This is a genomic window from Bacillus cereus group sp. BfR-BA-01453, from assembly GCF_022662915.1.
Taxonomy (GTDB): Bacteria; Bacillota; Bacilli; order Bacillales; family Bacillaceae_G; genus Bacillus_A; species Bacillus_A paranthracis.
Map to the genome: position 1 here is coordinate 147,710 of NZ_JAKUEN010000007.1, position 22,743 is coordinate 170,452.

The window sequence follows — 22,743 nt, forward strand, 5'->3', positions numbered from 1 at the left end:
GGATAGCTTTTTAAAATGAAATATTATGCTACTTTAGAAGCTTTTCTCTCATGTCCTATTTGAACAATCAATAAGAATATTGTTGATAAAATACCACCTGCTAACAGTAACATGAAGCAACCATCCCAGCCAGAACGATCAACAATAATACCAATTGCGGCGTTTGCTATGAAACTTCCTCCAACATAACCGAACAGACCACACATACCAACTGTCGTACCTACTGCAAATTTCGGTACTAATTCCATTGCACTTAAACCGATTAAGAATTGTGGTACATAAATTAAACAACCGATAATAGAAACTGCAATACTCACAACTATAATATTAGTTGCTTGCCAATACACGATTGTTCCAACAACAACCCCAGCCATACTTATAACACATAACGGCATACGTTTCCCTTTGAATAATTTATCACTTAAAAAACCGACAATTAAAGAACTTGGAATCGCTGCTGTTTCAAATATTGAATACGCAAAATGCGCCTCTGTTTTTGTAAAACCTTTAACTGTTGTTAAATAAATTGGTACCCAGTTAATAACACCGAAACGAATTAAGTAAACAAATGCATTCGCAATACATAAGAACCATACAAATTTATTTTTCACTACATACTTCATTAAGATTTCTTTTGGTGACATCTTGTTAGCGTTATCTACTTTTTCAAGCTCTTCATAGTCATTACGATATTCATCAATTGGCGGAAGACCTTCTGATTCTGGTGTATCTTTCGCATTAATCCAAACAAGAACTGCAATTACCATTGCGATAATCGCTGGGAAAATAAATACGCCACCTTGCCAATGACTTTCCCCAAAAATACCTACACCAATTCCAATGAATGGCGGAACAAGTAGTGCTCCAACGTTATGTGAAATATTCCAAAGACCTGTTTTCGTACCGCGTTCTTTCTTTGAAAACCATTTCGTCATAACGATACTACAAGGTGGTGCACCCATACCTTGCACAATACCGTTTAGAACAAGTAATGTTAAAATCATCCCAAAGGAAGATGCATAGCCGAAACAAATATTAACAAGTCCAGATAAAAATAAACCTACTGCAATAAATCGTTGAGCAAATGCCTTATCAGATAAATTACCCATAAAGAATTTACTAAGTCCGTAAACAACAGCCATTACTGCACCCAATAACCCAATTTGTGTAGTGCTAAATCCGAACTCATCAACTAAATATGTAGTAGATAAATTAAAATTACTACGAACTAAATAATAAGCAGCATATCCAACTGAAATTCCGATTAACACACGAATACGTAGTAATCGATATACACGGTCGATCATATCCGCAGGCAATCTTTCAATTGCAGGTGCTGGCTTGAGCCATTTAAACATATTCTTTCGTCTCCTTTTCTCACTTCTGAGAGAGACGTTGTCTATTCCATATCTCGATTATTCCGCTATTTGATATATGTTGATTCGTTCTCCTAACCGGCTGTCCTTCTATTTCTTTCTCGTTCTTCGCAAACATCGTTGGCACGCCAAACGAAACCTTTTCTAAAATGTGACCCGCTTCTTCTGATAAACAATAATCAATAAATAAATCCGCAATAATACCATTCGGTGCACGCTTTAGTTTCGAAATCGCATTAACAGATAGACCTGTTTGCTCAGGTACGATACTTACAACTGGAAAGCCTTGTTTTTGAAGCATTCTTTGATCTCCCATGAAATTGATGCCTATCATATACTCACCACTGGCAACAAGCTCTACTGGCATGTAACCATTCACTGTTACTTCACCAACTTGCCCTGCAAAGTTCTTAACATATTCTTTCGCTTCCTCTTCACCTACAGTATCAATAAGTGATTGAAAAAACGTATAGGCTGTTCCTGAAACATTTGGATCTGGCATAACAATCTTTCCCTTATATACTGGATTTAATAAATCTTGCCACCTTGATGGATAAGGAAGTCCGAGCGGGGCTAATTCTTCGTTCCACCGCTCTTTATTGATCGCAATTGCCAGCTTCTCTACTTCATAACCGTACCAATAACCATCTTTATCTTTCACAGTTTTTGAAATACGGTTCGCATGCTGACTCGTAACAGGAATAGATAGATTTTTTTGCTTCATCATTTGATGCGCGTCTACCGTACCGCCAATAATAATATCCGCTTTCGGATTTCCAGCTTCCTCTTCTACCCTCCGAAGAAGCTCTTCTGTCGAAAGACGAATAAATTCATACGTACAGCCGCGTGGTTTACAAAATGATGAAAGCAACGCTTCCCCAACTTCCTCACGAGCCGCTACATACGCAACTAGATGACGATCATTCAAAATAGGGAGACCACTTTTATTATATTTAATAGAGGTCGTATCTCGAGAGCAACTAGACATCGCTCCTCCAATTACTAGCAAAAAGAAGAAAAAGGCTATCTTTCTCATGACACATTCTCCTTTACAAATACATTTGCGAGGGAGCTTTTCATATACATGACATTCCCATTATTATCACCGAGATATTGTACAACAAAATACGATGGATACACAGAAATCGTAAGAATGTCTTCACGCTCATTCTTTATACGCTTACCAGTTTTATAAGCAGTAATATAAGCAATCGGTTCATTCTGTGATTGTAATAACTTCTGAATTTCTCCGTAATCTGTAATTTGCTTTGCATACCGAATCGAATCAAGTATGTGCGTAACATTCACCGCACGTTCTACATCACCTTGGCGTACTATGACATCCTGTGCTGACGCAAAAAAATCATGAATACGTTCTGGTGTGTAATACAGGCTTAACAAATACGTTTGCAATGCTGAAATCATTGGATCCGTACCATTTTTTCCGTACATATCAGCCCCGTACTGGAACAAGTCACCTACTGCAAAAGTACGTTTCTGTCCATTCAAGTACGTTACTTCTCCAGTAAATACTTGTTCTTGATTCTTAGCTTCACTCGGATTGATTTGAATTCGGTCAAAGAATGAAACAATCGTATGCAAACGAACTTCATCCGTTATAACAATTTCTCCCCACTTTTCATGCCTAACCTTCATTTCAGTAGGCAGGGATTCATTCACTCTTTGTAAAACAGCTTGTTTGTCATTCACGATTGTGATCCGATTATATATTTGCTTCTCCATCACATAAAACAAAATAAGAGAAACAATTATACAAAAGACAAATATAAGAATTTGAAATGATAGCCTTTTCATTTCTGCCTACCTCCAAGATAAAAAAACGTTGTTTCGAAAATACCGCATAATTGTTTCATAAATGTATCATTTAACCGCTTTCAAGTTTTTTATGTCTTCCATCCGTCTCGGAAGTAAGAATGTAATAAATATGGTAGTACCAACCTCTTCACTACTCTCAATTCGCATACTTCCGCCCTGCTTATTCATAATCTCCTGACAAATATACAAACCGTAACCATTCCCGTAACTAGAAGAAAGTACCTTCCCTTCTGGCGATTCATTCCACTCTGCCAGCACCCCTTCATCGATACCAATGCCATCATCATGAACAAACACCTTCGCCTCACGTTCATTTACAATGACATTCATACGAATTTGCGCAGCGTCGCTATATTTTATCGCATTATCCAGCACATTTAAGAAGATCTGTTTCGTCTTATCGAAATCGGCAACAACATGTACATCTGTTAACTCATTAATAACTTCAATCTCAAACTTCTGCAGACGAGGTTTCACGATTGAAACTGCTTCTTCGGCTAACTCCTTTATATTCACAACTGTAGGTGATATTTCAAACGTACTCGTCCCGTACTTTGAAGACTTAAGTAATTCCTCTACAAGTGATAATAAACGCTCACTTTCTACAGCTACATAGCGCAAGCTCTCCTGTACATCTTCCTTCGCCTTTAACTTCGGAATTAAATCCACATAGCCAATAATCGCCGTTAGCGGTGTTTTTAGCTCATGCGTAATACGGTCTAAGAAATCTTTCTGCTTCTCTTTCTCTTCCTTCAATTGCTTAATATGTAGTTCAATCCCATCAGCCATCGCATTAAAAGACGCTGAAAGCTGCGCAATTTCTACATATTCATTTAGCTCAATCTTACTTTTATAATCACCATTCGCAAGCCGGTGCGCCATTTGTCTTAACTGATCAATCGGCTTATGAAGAGACTTTGCCAAACGAATTGCAAAGAAAATACCTGCAGCTACGAGGCAAAGAGACGTCATTAAAAACGTCCAACCGACATTTGTTAACACTTCCTTCTCACCCGTTAACTCATTTATAAAACGAACACTGCCAATGACATCGTTTCCATAATAAACCGGGCTTGAAAACAAAAGAATTGGAGCTGGGTCTCCCTCTTCAAACACATAAGATTTCTTCCCCTTCAAGGAACTCTCAATATCAATATTCCGGTGAAGAAGTGCTCCCTTTTGCGTATCCGCCACAACATCCCCATTCTTCCCGATCATCTGTACACGGACATCCATGCGCTTCGCTAAATACGAAGCAATTAAAAGTGAATTAGGACCGAGCGTCTCCACCTCTGCTTCCTTCTCTAAATAGTTCATCGTGTAAATTTGTGCTTCTACACTTAACTTTTCTAAAGAATTTGCTGCATTATGATACATATTCTTTTCTAACGTAATATAAACAACTGCGTACAAAAGAACGAATATCGGGATTAACAGTCCAACGATTCCAAACACCATATTTCTTTTCAAAGACATACCATCACCACTTAACAATCTAGTTTATAGCCAACGCCATAAATTGTCTTAATATATTCCCCGCTATTCCCGAGCTTCTTCCGCAATCTTTGTACCATAATATCAACCGCTCTCGTATTTCCGATATACTCAAATCCCCATACTTTCTCAAGTAACTCATCTCTCATAAATACACGCTGCGGATTGGAAACAAACAACTGACATAAATTAAACTCTCGGTACGTTAACTGAATCTCTTGTCCACTCACATGCACTTTTCTTTCCTTAGGACAGATCGTTATCTCTCCCGCCCCGATTACTTCATGGCTTACCGTTACCTCTTTCTTCTTCACGCGCCGCGCCATATTCTTAACCCGAAGAATAAGCTCCGCATAATTAAATGGCTTCGTCACATAATCATCTGCACCAAGCTGCAAACCAAGCAATTTATCATTCATCTGACTCTTCGCAGTTAACATGAGCACTGGAATATCCCGATCCTTCTCACGGAACAAACGAAGCAACTCATACCCATCTGTATCAGGAAGCATAACATCCAAAATCAAAACATCCGGTCCTTCATTCCATCTCTCTAAAGCTTCTCTCCCGTCAGCCGCCGTAAGCACTTCATACCCTTCCATCTCAAGCTGCATTCGAATCAAATTACGAATACTCGACTCATCATCCACTACAAGTATTTTCATTGTTCTCCTCCTTCCACCCTGTATTATAAGTACAGTTTAGTATAGCAAAAATCTTATAAAAAAAGAGAGGGTATTGTCGAACATATGTTGAACGACAATACCCTCTCCTTCACTTATTAATCTTACTTATCATACCCATTAGGTTTCTTCTGATGCCAATTCCAAGCATGCTCAATGATTGTCTTCACATTTACATACTGTGGATCCCAACCTAACTTCTCTTTTGCTTTCTGAGAAGAAGCAACTAAACGTGCTGGATCTCCCGCACGACGCGGCGCTACTTCAGCAGGAATTTCATGATTTGTAACTTCACGAACTGCATCAACGATTTCTTTTACACTGAAACCATTACCATTTCCTAAGTTATAGAAATCACTCTCTCCGCCGTTCTGCAAGTCTTTAAGACCTAAGAAGTGAGCCGCGACTAAATCTTCAACATGAATATAATCACGGATACAAGTACCATCTGGTGTATGATAGTCATCACCAAACATCATAATCTTCTCACGTTGACCTAACGCCACTTGCAATACAAGAGGAATTAAATGCGTCTCTGGACGGTGATCTTCCCCAATAATACCATTTGGAGTTGCACCCGCCACGTTAAAGTATCTGAAAATCTTATAACGTAAATTAGAAGCTTGGCTATACCAATGAAGCATCTTCTCGATTGCTAACTTCGTTTCTCCATACGTATTCGTTGGATTTGTCATCGTTTCCTCAGTAATAAGGTCTACATCTACCTCACCATACGTCGCCGCAGTAGAAGAGAAAATAAACTTATCTACCTTAAACTCATCCATTACCTCTAATAAACAAAGTGCACCATACACGTTATTATTATAATATTGCAAAGGCTTCTCCATACTAACTCCAACTAAAGAATCAGCTGCAAAGTGCATAACCGCCTCAATATTTTCTTGTGTAAACACATCTCTTAAAAATGCTTTATCACGAAGGTCGCCATTATAAAACTTCGCACCTTCCGTAATTGCATCCTCATGACCCGTTTGTAAGTTATCTACTACTACTACAGATAACCCTTCGTCTACTAACCTTTTCACAGCGTGCGAACCGATGTATCCAGCTCCGCCGCAAATTAGGATTGAACTCATTGTCTTCCTCCTACTATATATTAGGATTTCTTATTCACTCTCTTATTATAAAAGGTATACGATTGCTCGTATACCTTTTGTGTACCTTTATTACTTAGCAACGAAATAATCCGTTACATATTGTGCCCAAACTTCGTGACCTTTAGCACTTGGGAAACCGAACTCTTCTGTTAAGTACGGCAAGATAGCTTTCGTTGATGCATCAGGCCATGCTCCCCAATGATCCACATATGTATAACCATTTTGCGTCGCAAATTGCTTTAACGCCTCAATTGCTTTTGGATAATTCTTCGCACCATACACTGGGTTTGGTGGTTGAATCATAATTGTAGCACCCTTTGCGCTAGTAGAAAGTGCTTGTACAAATTTTTGCGTACTTGCTACAGAGTTTCCATTACCAGTTTTACCATTGTCAGTAATAAACGGTGGTTCGAATAGAATCACATCTGGCTTTTCTTTCGCAATCTCTTTATCACGTTTATTCGCAATCAACTCGTCTGTACTTTCACCCTTATATTCTTTTACCGTCACATTCCATAAACCTTTACCATAAGAAGCATCTAGGTTAGCCGTTAACTTAGCTGCCCAAGCATCTTTTGCAGATGAAGAAGCTTCATCACCAACAATAACAAGGTTTACTGCCTTTTTATCTTCAGCAGCTTTCTTTAGCTTCTCTTTCACTTCATCTGGTAAATTCTTCGCATATGCTTCATTAAAAGATGACTTCGCATCTTGTTTCTTCTCTGATTTCTTCGCTCCGCTATCTTTCACTTCAGACTTCGTTTTCGTTACTTCACTCGTCTGTCCCGTCGCATTCGCAATCTTCTTATTCCAGTATAATTTACCACTCACAACCGAAGCGACAAACAATACAAAAATAACTAGGACAAGTACTGCTTTCTTATTCATCGATTCACCTCATCTATTATTCTCACAACATATAATACTAATATAAATTCACGCAAAAATAAACCCAAATCCTACCAAAGGAGTTGGGTTATTACATATTACTTAGTCACTTCAAGATGCGTTCTTAACTTATTCGTAATATCTTGTTTCGCTGCATCTGGAACGTAGTAGTACCAAATACCATCAGCGGCTTTGTGACCGTCACCTGGGATTTGGATATCCTCACTATTTTTCAAACAATCTTTATAGTTCTTTTGCATATCAAACATTTGATCTTGCGTTAAGTTTGTTTTCACGTTCTTTTGGATTGCTGTTAACACATCACCGTAACTTGTTAAAGAAGAGAAGGTTGCGCCTTTCTTAATAACAGCCTGCATTACTTGACGTTGACGCATTTGACGACCAAAGTCACCGCGTGGGTCTTCTTTACGCATACGTGTATATGCTAAGGCTTGGTCACCTGTTAAATGGATATTCCCTTTTTGGAAATGCTTTCCTTCTAAAGAAAACTCTAAATCATTATTAACATCTACACCGCCTACTGCGTCGACTATATCTTTAAAGCCTTCCATGTTCACTTCAATATAATAGTTAATAGGAACGTTCAAGAATTTTTCCACTGTCGCTACAGACATGTCTACACCACCGAATGCATACGCATGGTTAATTTTATCACTTTTCCCTTTTCCAACGATTTCTGTATATGTATCACGAGGGATACTTACTGTTTTCATTGAATTATTTTTAGGGTTTAATGTAATAACCATTAAAGAATCTGAACGTCCTTTATCACTACCGCGTTCATCAGCACCTAATAATAAAATTGAAACTGGTTCAGATTTATTAATTTTTTCTTCTTGCTTATTACCTTCGTCACGCTTTAATGGTTTATGAACCTCTTCTAATGTTTTTGAGACTTTTGAATATACATTATAGGCATATACTCCACCACCTATAATTAGTACTCCTATAATTCCTAATATCCAAAATAAGATTTTCTTTTTCATGCTTTTAACCTTCTTTCCTCAGGTACCGCTATCAAATTATTATGACTATAAAATATAAAATACATTATACATGTAATTCGATTTTTAAGCCAAATTATATTGATAATTTAATGAAAGTTTTAGCACCCTATAACCAATTCCTTATTTACTAATTTTTTGATATCCATTCTTATTTTCAGACTGCCATCTCCAAGAATCTGCACACATGTCTTCTAACCCACGTGTTGCCTCCCAGCCTAATTCACGCTTTGCTTTCGATGCATCAGCAAAGCATACTGCCACATCACCCGGGCGACGATCTGTGATTTTATAAGGAACTTTCTTTCCCGAAACTTTTTCGAATGTCCCAACCATCTCTAGCACACTATAACCCGTACCTGTGCCCAGATTATAAGCATCTACCCCTGTTGTACTCAGTACTTTCTCAAGCGCCTTTACGTGACCATTTGCTAAATCTACAACATGAATATAATCACGGACTCCCGTTCCATCTTTCGTTGGGTAGTCATTTCCAAATACACTTAATTCTTTTAATTTACCTACTGCTACTTGTGTTACATATGGCATTAAGTTATTTGGAATTCCATTTGGGTCTTCTCCAATACGTCCACTTTTGTGTGCACCAAATGGATTGAAGTAGCGTAGTAATGCGATACTCCATTCTGTATCTGCAAATGCTACATCTCGCATAATTTGTTCAATCATTAATTTCGTTTGACCGTATGGATTTGTTGCACTTAATGGAAACTCCTCCGTAATCGGTGACGTTTCCGGAATACCATATACTGTTGCAGATGAACTGAAGATCATCTTCTTCACATTATGCTTCTGCATTACTTCACATAGCACTAATGTACTTGTAATGTTGTTATGATAATATGTTAACGGAATCGCTACTGACTCTCCTACAGCCTTAAAGCCCGCAAAGTGAATGACAGCTTCAATCATATTTTCTTCAAAAATCGTATCAAGTGCTTCACGATTTAAAACATCTTCTTTATAAAACTTAAATTGTTTTCCTGTTATCTCTTTCACTCGATTGATAGATTCTACCGAGCTATTTGAAAGATTATCCACTACTATAATTTCGTAACCGTTATTTAGTAATTCTACACATGTATGACTACCAATATATCCTGCTCCACCTGTTACAAGTATTTCCATAATCTCAAACCTCCCAGTTACTTACTACATATACCTATAATAGGCATATAAAAATTAACCTAGCTACAATTTAAAATAACTAGGTTAATAAAGCCACTTCTTAATTTATGCAAATAATTTTATAACTATAAAGTAACTTTTTCACGAACTACAGCTGGTCTTCCTACCGAATAATAGTCTACATTAAATTTCTTCACATATTCTAAACCATGGCAATTACGGCCATCAAAAATAATAGGTTGTTTCATCAAATCGATATACTGTTCTATAGGGAATTCCTTTATATCATCCCATTCAGTTACAATAAGTGCTACATCTGCATTTTTAACTGCTTCTTCAACAGAATATACATATTGAACTTCATTAGGCAATATTCTCTTTGCGTTTTCAGTAGCAATTGGATCATATGCTACGACCTTCGCACCCATCTTTACTAAATCATTTGCAATAACAATAGATGCCGCTTCTCTCATATCATCAGTATTTGGTTTAAAAGCTAAACCAAGCATAGCCACTTGTTTTCCTTCCATATCGCCTAATACATTTTTTATTTTTCCAACCAGTGATGCCTGTTGATTATTATTTACTGTAATAACTGATTTTAACAGGTCAAAATCATGCTCAACATTACCAGCAATTTGTATTAGGGCATGTGTATCTTTAGGGAAACAAGAACCCCCATATCCAATACCCGCTTTTAAAAATTGTGTACCAATCCTTTTATCTAATCCCATTCCATTTGCTACATGCTCTACATCCGCACCTAACTTTTCACAAATATTAGCAATTTCATTAATAAAGCTAATTTTTGTAGCCAAGAAAGCATTTGCTGCATATTTAATCATTTCTGAACTTCTAATTGTTGTTTTAAAAACAGGAACATTAAAAGGTTTATTCACTTCTTCCATAATATCAGCAGTTTTAACATCATCAGTTCCAATAACAATACGATCTCCATAGAAACTATCGTGAATTGCAGAACCCTCTCTTAAAAATTCAGGATTTGATACCATGCTAATTTTCACATCTGCTTTTAAGTTTTTCTGAATTAAATTTTTCACATGATCATTTGTGCCAACTGGAACTGTACTTTTAATTACTACAATCGAATCTTTTTCAAGATTATTAGCAATATCCAAAGCGGCTTGCTCAATATATTGTAAATTAGCTGAACCATCTGCTTGCTGCGGTGTACCTACTGCTATATAAATAACATCTGCTTCTTCAATCCCTTGACGACAATCTGTTGTAAATAACAATCTATTTTCTTTAATATTTTTACTCATTAAATCATCTAAACCTGGTTCATATATTGGTGAAATACCTTTTTTCATTCTTGCAACTTTATTTTCATCAATATCAATACAAGTCACGCGATGCCCAATATCCGATAAACAAACCCCTGTCACTAGTCCCACATAACCTGTACCAAAAATAGCAATATTCATCTTATATCCTCCTTAATTATTAACAATAAAAAAAGCCCTTTGAAGAAAAAGGCTTTTTTTTGCTTATTTAACAAAATGTTTTACTACTCCATTTAGAGCATAATTTATAAAACACCATGCAGATTTCAGGATACTTAATCCCTCAATTTCTCTATATAATTTCCAATTCATTTTAGCCATTTTGAATTTTTTACTAGAAATAGAGTTTTCAACTTTTCTATAATTAGATAAAACTTCATCTAAGCCATAAGCATAATGACCTTGTCTTAATATTTTCAGCCATGTTGCAGTATCTTGACGTGTTCTAATATTTGGCATTTGTACTTTACCCAACTTCTCAATATCTAACATAACTGTTAAACAGCCGATTATCGTATTTTTTAATAATTCATTATAATTAATTTTCCCTGGAACATGCACTACCTTATCAGTGAGAATACCATCTTGATTCATAATTTGATAACTCGTAAATGAAAAAGCTATATCATTATTCTGCATAAATTCTAATTGCTTTTCTAGTTTTTCCGGTAGCCATAAGTCATCACTATCTAGGAAAGCTACATACTTTCCTTTTGCATTATTAATGCCAGTATTTCTCGCTATTGCTGCTCCACAATTTTCCTGCAATTCAATTAATCGTATACGATTATCTTTCTTAATCTCTTCTTTTATTAATTCACAAGTATTATCTTTTGAAACATCATCTATAATAATCATTTCCCAATTTGTATAAGTTTGAGATTGGACAGATTGGATTGTTTCTTTAATAAAAGAACTTGCATTATATGATGGGGTAATAATTGACACAAGTGATTGATTCCCTATTTCAATCTCACTTAGATTTATTTCCATTTCAATACTACTCCTTCAGATCTTCTTTGATATTTTCATCAAAATTTTAACAGCTCTTTAAAACTTTTGATGAATGAGCGAATTGGTTTTTCAGTTAAATGAAATTTTTTTACAAAGAAAATTGTTAGCATACATATAGCTGGAATAGTTCCTCTCATCCTTTTAAATAATGGTCCTTTTCCTGTAAAAGTATTAGAATCAATTAGTTTATTTTCTGATGTTTTCTTTTTATGAAAAACAATAATTTGATTAACATAAGATATACTATATTTCTGTTTCAATAAATCTGCGAGCAAGATATTTTCTTCCCCAGATGGATATTTTGCCCCAAGACCAAATCTCTCATCAAACTTCAAATCTCCAATATCAATTTTATTTAAATTAATAAAGAACTCTATTGATGAAATTTTTAAAACCCCGCGAATACCTAATTTTTCTATAGAAGCTTGTGGATATTCTTTATAATATTGTTGAATTTCGGGGTCAAATATCTGAAAACTTAGCGCGTCGATATCCCTATATTTAAATCCTTCAACAACCGTTTCAAATGCGTTTTTAGGATACCAGCAGTCATCATCTGAGAACGTAACAATACCATTATCCACATATTCTAAACCTTTATTTCTTGCATGAGATAACCCTTTTTTGCTTAATATAACATGATGGTAATTAAAATTGTATTTCATTAATAAACTGCTAATTCTATCATGATTTTCTTGAGACACAATAATAACTTTAATATTATTAATAGTTTGCTCTTCTAAACTATTAAATAAGCGTTTAATATACTCAATTCTATTTCCTAATGTGGGTACTATAACATTAACTAGATATTCATTGCCCAATTTTTTCACCATACTTTTATCACTTAATTAATAACGCTCCATAATTCTTTATATTGCTGACGTATATCCTGCCAAGTATTATTTTGAGCTATTTTCTTAGCACTGATACTTAAATCCTCTTTAACATTAGGATTATCTAATATTAAATTAATCCTTTCAGACAGTTCCTCATCATTATTTATAATAAAGTGTTCTAATCTTGTATTTTTAAGCAAATAATTCATCTGAACATCTTTACTTACTACAACTGGTGTACCAACAGCTAATGCCTCTAATGGCGCTAAGCCAAAAGTTTCATATAAGCTATTTTGGATATAAAGATTTGAATAATAATAAGCACTTATCAATTCACTTTGATTTAAATTACCTATATATATAACCTTTTTAGGATCCATCATATTCATTACCTTGTCATGAACATTTCCCTTTGGCCCAGCGATTACTAAGATAAAATCATCCCTTTTTATATCATTCACAACTTTAACTAATTGTTCAATTCCTTTGTACTTAAAAGTTCCGCAAGCAGTAAATATAATCTTTTTTCCTTTTTCTAAAGGAAGAAGTTCGTTAAATATATTTTTGTCTGGCTTTATAGTCAGAAATTTTTCGGAAACGCCATTTGGAATAACTTTCAATTTCTTTTTTGGTATTTTATAATCACTTATAATCATTTCCTTTAACCCTTCTGACACGCATATAATACTATCTGCAAGCTTCAAAGTAATAAATTCCGCCATTTTACAAGAAATTCTCAGATTAGAGAAGTGCAAATTTTCCCGCGATACTAGGCCATTTGCGGTATAAAGAATATTCTTTCTGAATATTTTCCCTATTATAACTAACAATGCATTTGATCGTGTAAAACCAAATATATGCAAATTACTTATATCTCTGGAAAATATCCCTTTTATACATGCTCTTATATCCCTTCCTAAAACAATTATATCCTCATTATCTATATCATTAACAATACTATTGAACACCTTTTGTGGACCAGACATTTCTTTTTCTATGTTCTCTACTTTAACCCCTATTACTAAAGTTTTTTGCAATAGGATCTCCTCCGTTCTCTCTTTTAATTAAATCACTACCTAACTTTATTGTAGTAAATATAAAGAAAAACCATAAAAAGTTCAGATAATTATTTCTTAATAAAGAGAATTCTGTACCCTGATGGAATAAAATAGCCACTATTATTGCAATATTTCCAGAATACATGAGCCACTGATTTTTATACTCTAAGTTGTTCTTGTATTTTTGAAACTGTTGAATTAAAATCCCTAATGTACAACAGACAAAAAATAGAAATAATCCTAAACCGATAACCCCTATCTCAGCTGTAATACCTAAATATAGACTATGCGCATGATTTACTCCAACATTCATTTCTCTTAAAAACTCTTGACTAGAATTGAATCCTATCCCCAAAAAGAAATGGTTTGAAATAACATCGGCTAATAAATCCCATGCTTTTCCTCTTCCTGCCAAATCTAAGCTTAATCGCTGGTTACTTCCCTGTAATAAAAGGACTATTATTCCCCCTGCAAAAACACTTAGAATCAAAGATATTCTCATTATTTTCCAAATATTTTTTCTTAAACGGTTCATTCCCCTACTATTATTTAACCAAAAGAACAGAAATAAGAAGATTCCAAATGCCAATATCCCTGTCCTTGAATATGTTAAAAACAAGGCATAACATTGAATTAAAAATGATATTATAAAATAGAAAGTTTTTATTGACTGTCTTAAAAACAAAATCAGAGTAGTCGCTAATGATATTAATAGTATGTATGATAATATGTTAGGATTTCCTGTAATAGATGAAAATCTCAGTGTCGCTCCTGAATAATATACTGCCTGTTCTATTCTTATAGGACCTAAGGTAATATAATTTAGTGAATATTCGTCATTAAACCACATCATTAATCCAAAAATTTTAATAAATATCATTAAGGTAGCTAAAAATAAACCTACTAACATTTGAATTTTATAACTAGCAATCAATGTTTTTTCAATCATTCGATCTACATTAACAATGTATGCCATTGCGAAAATAGGACCAAAAATTATAAATGTTCTCCATAAAGTTTCAAATTGTATTTCACTCCAAAAACTTGAAATAGCACAGTAAAGACCTAAGACATATAAACAGCCCATTGATTGCAAATATTCTTTAGTAAAATTAGCACTTTTACTATTTAAAAAATTAAATACCCACAGCACAAAAATAATTAAAAAATTAACATAATAACTATATGGTGCTTTTATTAATGGTTGCATGCTATTTACTACCGGCACATATAAAATGAATAGTGAAATTAACATTATGAAAATAGAGTTATAAACATAAGAATTCTTACTATCCATCTTTTGAAGTACAAAACTTTTGTCTTTCATATTTTAACCTCTACTTTTAATAAATTTCCCTAATCTGTATTTTAAGACCTTTGGTAAACGGCTTATTAATATTAAAATCACCTTAGGATTTAAATATATATTTTTCACTATACCCTTAATATCTTTTTCTTTTATTTTTTCAATGAAGCTATAATATAAATTTAGATTTGAGAGTCTTACCATCCTACCCTGCAATTGATTAATTAGCTTTTTATTAACTTGAAATTTTTCATGCTTTAATAGTTCCCTATTTGCTTGTATTAACTGTTGGATTCTCTTTGTCTTTTGTCTTGTAAGAGAATCTCCCCTCTGCCTATAAAAATATAACGGTTTATTATAAAAATAACATTTATTAGACTCGCATAGTACCTCAAGATAAAAAACATAATCTTCCCCAAATATCAATTGATCATTAAATCTTATATTTTTTTTCTCCAATAGATTTCTTTTTATTATCGGTTGCATTCCTAAATCTAACTCTACTAATAACTCCGGGGTAATATTAAGGCTAGATTCAAGTTTTTCTTTGTAATTTTGACATTGTGTTGCATACGGACTTACATGCCCATCATATATTAGGAAAATATCATCAAATATCATGTCAGCTTCTTTGATTCTAGCAAAATTAAGCAACTCTTTTATTCTTTCTTGATCCCACCAGTCATCTCCATCTAAAAAGGCTATCCAATTACCTTTTGCTTTAGAAATCCCAAAGTTTCTCGAATAAGCCGGACCTTGGTTAGACCCATTTTCATATAGCTTTATCCGCTCATCTTGTAAAGATTGAATGATTTCAACTGTTTTATCCCGTGATCCATCATCAATTACTATAACCTCTAATTGCTTAAAACTCTGATTAAGTACTGAATTTAATGCTTCCTCTATATATTCTTCTACATTATAAGTGGGAATTATTATAGATATCTCAGGAACAGACATTTATAGCCTCCTCTACATAATAGATTTCTTTTTTTGAATCATATTTTTTATTAAATCTTTTTCTGATAGAATAACAATTAAAACAATGAGATAACTTATTACTAATGAGATAAATATATTAATATTTCCTAAAAATAATTTATTTATGACATACAAAAAAATTAAACTTAATAAACTTTTAGAACTACCCCTAAACACGGTAAATATTCCCTGCTTATTAAAAATTATTAAACCCAGTAATAGTACAATCTCTATTAAAACAGCTGTGATTGCTGCTCCTAAACTACCGTATAACTTTCCAAAATACGAGTACGCAAAAATACCTGTCCCAAAACTAATTAATAATGCAATAGATCTATATTTTTGCAAACCTTTAGTTGTTAAACTATCCGCTAAAGGAAAGTTAATTGATTGAATAAAAACAATAATAGATAAAATAGAAAGAGTTTCGGCAATTCCTATCCAGTTTTTCCCTAACAGGAAAACTGAAATTTCTTCTGGAAATAGTATTATGGGTAGAACCATAATTAAAGACAATAAAGTCATTAACTTAATTTCGATAACTATTACCTCTCCATGTTTTTTTAGCTCACTTCTATCAATAAGCTTAAACAAAACTGGATAAAAAGCTGCTGCTACAATACCTGGAATTTGATATAGAACAGAGGGGATACGTAATGCAGCGTTAAAATAGCCAACCTGTTCTAAACTAGATACCTTTTCTAAAGCAATAGGTCCCATTAAAGGCATAAGTATCGTTAAAAAAGCAGTTAACGTAAAAGCACTTAACCCATTTAAAATAGAATTATCTAATCCTTTATGCAATTTAATTTTATTAATGACAAAAGAGATACTTATAATACCCCCTAAAATACTACATAACCCATAAGTGAAAGCTACCATTAAAAGACTATATCCAAAATAAACTCCAATAAGAAGACCTATTACAGAAATTAAGCCTGCCATGATTCGAATAATTGCAGTATATTTCATTTTTTCGATAATTTGATAATATACCGCTCCTACATTTTGTAGTGCTGCACCAAATATTGTAGGGATTACCATCAAGAAAATTACTTGTTTCATTTCTTTCTGACTATACATAAAATTCACTAGAATAAATACAATTACAGAGGAGAATATACAAATGAATAATCTTGTTACCAAATAGCTATTTAAAAGTTTAGATATATCTTTATTAGCTTTGGTACCCTCCCTAATAAATGTATGAGTTAATCCTAGATCTGTCATTGAACTTGCAAAAGTGGAAAATACTAATGCAATACTTAAAATACCATATTGTTCTGCCCCAAGATATCTAGCTATAACAATTGCTGAAATGGCGGTTAACATTCGTACCATCACATTTCCTACAAATAAAAATGAAGCATTTTTAAGAATTAATTGTAAGTTCATACTAATACCATCCTGTATTTATAAGATACATTATCTAGCTCCGTCACCTGTGCATACTACCTTAATAGTCTTTAATATAATTTTAAAATCCAACAATAAACTGGAGTTGTTAATATAATATATATCTAGCCTCAACTTTTCTCTCGGTGTAATTTCATAACCACCATTTACTTGCGCCCATCCTGTCAGTCCTGGTTTTACCTCTAGTCTCTTTTTAAAACCTGGAATTTCACGCTCAAATTTCTCAGTAAACATAGGTCTTTCCGGCCTTGGTCCTACAAGAGACATTTCACCTTTTAAAATATTAAATAATTGCGGTAGCTCATCAATCCTCGTCTTACGAATAAATAATCCTATCTTTGTAATACGTGGGTCATTCTTCTCTGCCCATTTTGCACCATTTTTTTCTGCATCATTTCTCATAGAACGCAATTTAATAACATTAAATCTCTTCCCATTTATACCCAACCTTTCCTGCAAATAGAAAGGGGACCCTGGAGATTCTAAAATAATTAGTAAACTAAATATCAACATAACAGGTGCCAATATAATCAAGCCTAGTAAAGCGAATATAACATCTAATATGTACTTACTCCCTAAATATAACTTGGATTGTCTATTTTCAACTTGAACGATTTGATCATCTGATGTAACTTGATATTCTCTCGCTATATTTTCACCAGTCTTCATATTCCCTCTCCCTTGTAATCTTATTCATTGATTTCTTTATGTACTAAATCATTCATATATTTTATTAATTGCTTTTTTAATTCCTTATGCTGTAATGCCACCTCAATTGTCGTCTTAATAAACCCCAATTTCTCACCAACATCATAACGCTTTCCTTCAAAATCATATGCAAATACCCGTTGAATTTCATTTAATCGTTGGATTGCATCTGTCAACTGAATTTCCCCACCAGCACCTGTTTGTTGATCTTCAAGGAGCATAAAGATTTCTGGTGTTAATACGTAACGTCCCATAATTGCTAAATTTGATGGCGCAGTTCCTTGAGTTGGTTTTTCAACAAATTGACGTACTTGATAACGACGATTGTTTTGTTCCACTGGATCGATAATACCGTAACGATGTGTTTCATTTTCAGGTACTGTTTGTACACCAATAACTGATGACTGTGTACCTTCGTATTGATCCATTAATTGGCGCAAACATGGCGTTTCTGCTTGTACAATATCATCACCAAGCAATACTGCAAATGGTTCATTTCCAATAAACTTACGTGCACACCATACTGCATGCCCTAGACCTTTTGGTTCTTTCTGTCTTATGTAATGAATATTAATTTTTGAGGAAGCTTGTACTTTTTCTAGCATCTCATGCTTCCCTTTTTCTAGTAAGCTTTGCTCTAATTCAAAGGAATGATCAAAATGATCTTCAATAGCACGTTTACCTTTTCCAGTAACAATAATAATATCTTCAATTCCTGATTCTATCGCTTCTTCTACTATGTATTGAATTGTTGGTTTATCAACAATTGGTAACATTTCTTTAGGCATTGCCTTTGTTACCGGTAAAAACCTTGTCCCCAGTCCCGCAGCTGGAATAATTGCTTTTCTTACTTTTTTCAAGTCTAGTACCCCCCAGATGTATTATTATATCCATATGTAACAATAACAAAAACCCTACTTATAGGGTCGTCTTTACAACTCCATAGGTAGAGTTTCTATCATAAATAAATTATGGGCATCCAACCCATCCTCACGTCATACTCCCGACGACAAGCGTCTAAGGTAGGTTCGAAATAAAAATTTCTACCCACAGCACGACCGAGTGCCTCCGTTGATAACGGTTAGGAGACATCACCAGTTCTTTATTTAAAAAATACCGAACAATTTTTTACGACGAATTTGTTCCGGATCTTCTTTATAAATTGCTTTCCCGCTAATGATTAAGTACGGATTCTCTCTTAAATCATTCATAACACTTGCACCGAATTCTTTCTCTATTAGTTCATAGCTTTCTGCTAAATGGAATCCTCTTGATGTTGTGTTATGCGCATCTGATGCAACCATATGTGTTAAATTATGTTCTACAAGTTGAAGCGAAAACTTTTTGATTTTTTTACCAAACTTACCTAGTAAACTGCCTGCCGTTACTTGCGTTAATGCCCCTTTATTGACGAGGTTATATAACTTATCTGGCCGCTCGATTAACTCGGCATTGCGTTCGGGATGAACGATAATTGGAATCATTCCTTTTACACGTAGTTCATAAAATATTTGTTCTGCATAACGAGGTACATGATTAGATGGAAATTCAATAAATATGTATTTATTTGTTTCATTTAAAGTAACGATTTTACCAGCTTCATAGTCTTCTAATAAATCACCATATAATCTGATCTCTTGCCCCGGTAAAATGGTAAGCGGGATATTATGTTGTTGTAGTTCATCATTTAGTTGTTTTACTCCATGAATAATTGAGGTATGTTCATTTATATATTTCCCATTTTGATGGTGTGGTGTTGCGACAATTGTATGTATTCCTTCTGACACAGCTTGTTGTGCCATCGCTAAACTATCTGTTTCTGTCTGCGCACCGTCATCGATACCAGGTAAAATGTGACAATGTAAATCTATCATTTGTTTCATCCTCCCTCTCTCCTATAAAGATCTCTTTTCCCTTGAATATGAGATGTATCTCATATTCAAGGGAAAAAAGGAGATATGTTCTTCCCATATCTCACTCTTTTAATTAATTTGCACCGTAGTAATAATATAAGCCCTGTTCACGTTCACGATCGTTCAGAACAACACCTAATAATTTCCCTTTAGCTGATTCTAATAATCCCTTTGCTTTTACTGCCGTTTCTTTTTCTGTCGATTCACTACGAACGACAAGAATAGAAGCATCACATACATTTGCCATAATTTGTGCATCCGTTACTGCTAAAATTGGTGGTAGATCAAAAATAACTAAGTCGTACATACTATACGCTTGCGCAAGAAGCTCTTGCATTGATTTTGAGCCTAACAATTCTGCTGGATTAGGCGGGATTGGGCCACAAGCTAAAAAGTGTAAATTATCTACAGCTGTCGGTTGTACACATTTCTCCAAACGTTCACTATGTGTTAATACATTCGTTAATCCGAAAATATTATCTACTTGAAACATTTGGTGCATCGCTGGTTTACGCATATCTGCATCAATTAATAATACTTTCTTTCCTTGCTGAGCAAACACGACTGCCATATTCGCTGTTGTTGTTGTTTTTCCTTCACTTGGGTTTGCAGACGTTACCATTAATGAATGTAAATTCGTATCAACAGCTGCAAATTCGACATTCGTTCGAATATTACGATATTGTTCTGAAATTGGTGATTTCGGTTGTTGATGAGCAATTAATTGACGGCGTTGACGATGATTTTTTTTCTTTTTAAATAAATTAAGAGCCAATTGTTTGTCCCCTCACTTTTCTTGATGATGGAGCGTGTGATTTCACGTTCATTGTTTCTTCATCCATGCGAGCTACAATACCTAACACTGGTAAACCAAGTAAGTTCTCTACATCTTCTTCTTTTTTCACTGTGTTATCTAAGTATTCTAGTAAGAATGCAAGACCAACTGCAGCCATTAGACCAACAACGAAGGCAATTGCTACATTTAACATTGGACGTGGTTTAACTGGAGATTGATTTTCTGCAACTTCCGCTTTTGATAATACTGTTACGTTGTCCACGTTCATAATTTTTGCAACTTCACCTTTAAATACATCTGCAGTTGCATTTGCAATATCACGAGCTAATTTTGGATCTTTATCCTCAGCTGTTACAGAAATGACTTGTGAATCTTTTTCATTCGCAACATTAATCTTCCCTGTTAATGCTTGCGCTGTCATATTTAAATTTAATTTTTCATTCACTTGATCTAAGATTACTGGACTTTTAATAATAACCTTATATGTATTCGTTAATTGAATATTCGTTTGAACTTCACCAGCTTGAAACATCGATCCCTCTTGCTTCTTCTGATTAACAAGAATTTGTGTCGAAGACTGATAGATTGGTGTCATAAAGAAGAAGCTAATGATAGCACTTACAATGGCGGCACCAAAGGCGATTACGAGGATCATTGCTAAACGTTTTTTTAAAATATGAAATAACTCTTTCAAACTAATTGTTTCTTCCATAAGTTCCTCCAACTTTCTAAAATTTGCACATAAGAAAAATTATAACATATAATCTTACATTTTTTTATTTTAGTAATATCTATGTACGATTGTTATTTAAAAACATATATAATCTTACAAAATAATCTTAAATATGACAACACATTCCATCAATTTGCCAAAAATTCCATTATATCATTTTTTTCGCATAATACGATACTAAATTTTAAAACAATTCAAAAAAGCTAGTAAAAAAATTACTAGCCTTAAAAATTACTATTTCATACATTATTTTCTAATAATATCCATATTGTTCTTGTTCTTCTCTTTTATCGTTTAATATAACACCAAGTAGTTTTCCAGATGCTTTATCTAATATTTGTTTTGCTTTTATTAGTTTATCTTTTTCTGTTTTTTCACTGCGTGCTACTAATACAACTCCATCACATTTATTAGCAAGTATTTGTGCATCTGTAACGGCCAATACAGGTGGTGTATCAATCAAAACGATATCAAACATGTTATATGCCTCTAGAAGTAATTCGTCCATTTTACGATAACCTAGTAACTCTGCTGGGTTTGGTGGGATTGGACCCGCTGACATCACATATACGTTCTCTATATCTGTTTTTTGAATACATTGCACAAATGATGCTTGCCCTGATAATAAATTCGTTAATCCATTTGGATTGTGTGCAGCGAATAGATTTTGCAATGTTGGCTTACGTAAGTCAGCTCCAATTAACAATACCTTCTTCCCTTGTTGTCCAAAAACAACTGCTAGATTAGAAATAGTTGTTGTTTTCCCATCACCTGGGTCTGCTGAAGTGACAATGATAGAACGAATATGATTATCTACAGATGTAAATTCAATATTTGTACGGATGTTACGATATTGTTCCGCAACACGTGACTTAGGCTCTTTATGTGTAATTAATTGTCGTAATGGTTTTCTTTTTTTTCTCCCGAACATGTTATGATCTCCTCTTTTCAAAATGTGACACTTTCCCCTTTATCTCTCTATGTTCGATATGCTACGCCCATTCTTCATTTACTTATACCGTTAGATTTTCCCATCACTTTCCTCTAAAATTCATCATAACCAATCATAATAAGCTTTGTCCTATCTCATAACCTTTATAATGTGA

22 protein-coding genes are annotated in these 22,743 nt (G+C 34.1%); all 22 read right to left on the reverse strand.

What is annotated here, in order from left to right:
* Positions 1-23: 23 nt before the first annotated feature.
* Positions 24-1,358, reverse strand: coding sequence for an MFS transporter (gene pgtP, locus MR070_RS16115; RefSeq protein WP_000477581.1), 1,335 nt, complete (start codon positions 1,356-1,358; stop codon positions 24-26).
* A 19-nt stretch (positions 1,359-1,377) separates the two neighbouring features.
* Positions 1,378-2,412 carry an ABC transporter substrate-binding protein gene (locus MR070_RS16120; RefSeq protein ID WP_001225632.1) on the reverse strand — a complete coding sequence of 345 codons (1,035 nt, stop codon included), beginning with the start codon at positions 2,410-2,412 and terminating at the stop codon, positions 1,378-1,380.
* Positions 2,409-3,191, reverse strand: a complete 783-nt coding sequence (locus MR070_RS16125) for a DUF3919 family protein (protein ID WP_242261617.1) — start codon at positions 3,189-3,191, stop codon at positions 2,409-2,411. Before MR070_RS16125 ends, MR070_RS16120 begins: the two co-directional genes overlap by 4 nt.
* 66 nt (positions 3,192-3,257) lie before the next feature.
* On the reverse strand, positions 3,258-4,688 hold the full coding sequence (locus tag MR070_RS16130) for a HAMP domain-containing sensor histidine kinase (RefSeq protein ID WP_098270280.1): 1,431 nt from the start codon (positions 4,686-4,688) through the stop codon (positions 3,258-3,260).
* An 11-nt stretch (positions 4,689-4,699) separates the two neighbouring features.
* The gene (locus MR070_RS16135; protein WP_242261618.1) at positions 4,700-5,371 is read right to left on the reverse strand and encodes a response regulator transcription factor; all 672 of its coding nucleotides are present in this window, start codon (positions 5,369-5,371) and stop codon (positions 4,700-4,702) included.
* Positions 5,372-5,493: 122 nt separating this feature from the next.
* Positions 5,494-6,486 (reverse strand): UDP-glucose 4-epimerase GalE, encoded by a 993-nt coding sequence (gene galE / locus MR070_RS16140; RefSeq protein ID WP_242261619.1) that lies wholly within the window; start codon positions 6,484-6,486, stop codon positions 5,494-5,496.
* A 90-nt stretch (positions 6,487-6,576) separates the two neighbouring features.
* The gene (locus MR070_RS16145) at positions 6,577-7,395 is read right to left on the reverse strand and encodes an SGNH/GDSL hydrolase family protein (RefSeq protein ID WP_242261620.1); all 819 of its coding nucleotides are present in this window, start codon (positions 7,393-7,395) and stop codon (positions 6,577-6,579) included.
* Positions 7,396-7,493: 98 nt separating this feature from the next.
* Positions 7,494-8,402, reverse strand: a complete 909-nt coding sequence (gene tagU, locus MR070_RS16150; RefSeq protein ID WP_242261621.1) for a polyisoprenyl-teichoic acid--peptidoglycan teichoic acid transferase TagU — start codon at positions 8,400-8,402, stop codon at positions 7,494-7,496.
* 141 nt (positions 8,403-8,543) lie between these two features.
* Positions 8,544-9,566, reverse strand: coding sequence for a UDP-glucose 4-epimerase GalE (gene galE / locus MR070_RS16155; protein WP_242261622.1), 1,023 nt, complete (start codon positions 9,564-9,566; stop codon positions 8,544-8,546).
* 125 nt (positions 9,567-9,691) lie between these two features.
* Complete coding sequence (locus tag MR070_RS16160) at positions 9,692-11,014, reverse strand: UDP-glucose dehydrogenase family protein (protein WP_242261623.1); 1,323 nt, start codon at positions 11,012-11,014, stop codon at positions 9,692-9,694.
* A gap of 63 nt (positions 11,015-11,077) precedes the next feature.
* Positions 11,078-11,866, reverse strand: coding sequence for a glycosyltransferase family 2 protein (locus tag MR070_RS16165; protein WP_242261624.1), 789 nt, complete (start codon positions 11,864-11,866; stop codon positions 11,078-11,080).
* A 38-nt stretch (positions 11,867-11,904) separates the two neighbouring features.
* On the reverse strand, positions 11,905-12,723 hold the full coding sequence (locus tag MR070_RS16170; RefSeq protein WP_242261625.1) for a glycosyltransferase family A protein: 819 nt from the start codon (positions 12,721-12,723) through the stop codon (positions 11,905-11,907).
* Positions 12,724-12,734: 11 nt separating this feature from the next.
* Positions 12,735-13,763: a glycosyltransferase family 4 protein gene (locus MR070_RS16175; RefSeq protein WP_242261626.1), complete on the reverse strand. Its 1,029-nt coding sequence runs from the start codon at positions 13,761-13,763 to the stop codon at positions 12,735-12,737.
* Positions 13,735-15,111, reverse strand: coding sequence for an O-antigen ligase family protein (locus MR070_RS16180; RefSeq protein ID WP_242261627.1), 1,377 nt, complete (start codon positions 15,109-15,111; stop codon positions 13,735-13,737). The genes MR070_RS16175 and MR070_RS16180 overlap by 29 nt, the downstream gene beginning before the upstream one ends.
* Before the next feature lie 3 nt (positions 15,112-15,114).
* Entirely contained in the window at positions 15,115-16,050 is a 936-nt protein-coding gene (locus MR070_RS16185) for a glycosyltransferase family 2 protein (RefSeq protein ID WP_242261628.1), read from the reverse strand.
* A gap of 12 nt (positions 16,051-16,062) precedes the next feature.
* Positions 16,063-17,466 carry an oligosaccharide flippase family protein gene (locus MR070_RS16190; protein ID WP_242261629.1) on the reverse strand — a complete coding sequence of 468 codons (1,404 nt, stop codon included), beginning with the start codon at positions 17,464-17,466 and terminating at the stop codon, positions 16,063-16,065.
* Positions 17,467-17,496: 30 nt separating this feature from the next.
* Complete coding sequence (locus tag MR070_RS16195) at positions 17,497-18,156, reverse strand: sugar transferase (protein ID WP_242261630.1); 660 nt, start codon at positions 18,154-18,156, stop codon at positions 17,497-17,499.
* A gap of 20 nt (positions 18,157-18,176) precedes the next feature.
* Complete coding sequence (gene galU, locus MR070_RS16200) at positions 18,177-19,055, reverse strand: UTP--glucose-1-phosphate uridylyltransferase GalU (protein WP_242261631.1); 879 nt, start codon at positions 19,053-19,055, stop codon at positions 18,177-18,179.
* Positions 19,056-19,301: 246 nt separating this feature from the next.
* The gene (locus MR070_RS16205; RefSeq protein ID WP_242261644.1) at positions 19,302-20,069 is read right to left on the reverse strand and encodes a tyrosine-protein phosphatase; all 768 of its coding nucleotides are present in this window, start codon (positions 20,067-20,069) and stop codon (positions 19,302-19,304) included.
* A 112-nt stretch (positions 20,070-20,181) separates the two neighbouring features.
* Complete coding sequence (locus tag MR070_RS16210) at positions 20,182-20,883, reverse strand: CpsD/CapB family tyrosine-protein kinase (RefSeq protein WP_071742087.1); 702 nt, start codon at positions 20,881-20,883, stop codon at positions 20,182-20,184.
* Positions 20,873-21,616 carry a YveK family protein gene (locus MR070_RS16215; RefSeq protein ID WP_071742086.1) on the reverse strand — a complete coding sequence of 248 codons (744 nt, stop codon included), beginning with the start codon at positions 21,614-21,616 and terminating at the stop codon, positions 20,873-20,875. The genes MR070_RS16210 and MR070_RS16215 overlap by 11 nt, the downstream gene beginning before the upstream one ends.
* Positions 21,617-21,890: 274 nt before the next feature.
* On the reverse strand, positions 21,891-22,568 hold the full coding sequence (locus tag MR070_RS16220) for a CpsD/CapB family tyrosine-protein kinase (RefSeq protein ID WP_074540246.1): 678 nt from the start codon (positions 22,566-22,568) through the stop codon (positions 21,891-21,893).
* Positions 22,569-22,743: the final 175 nt, after the last annotated feature.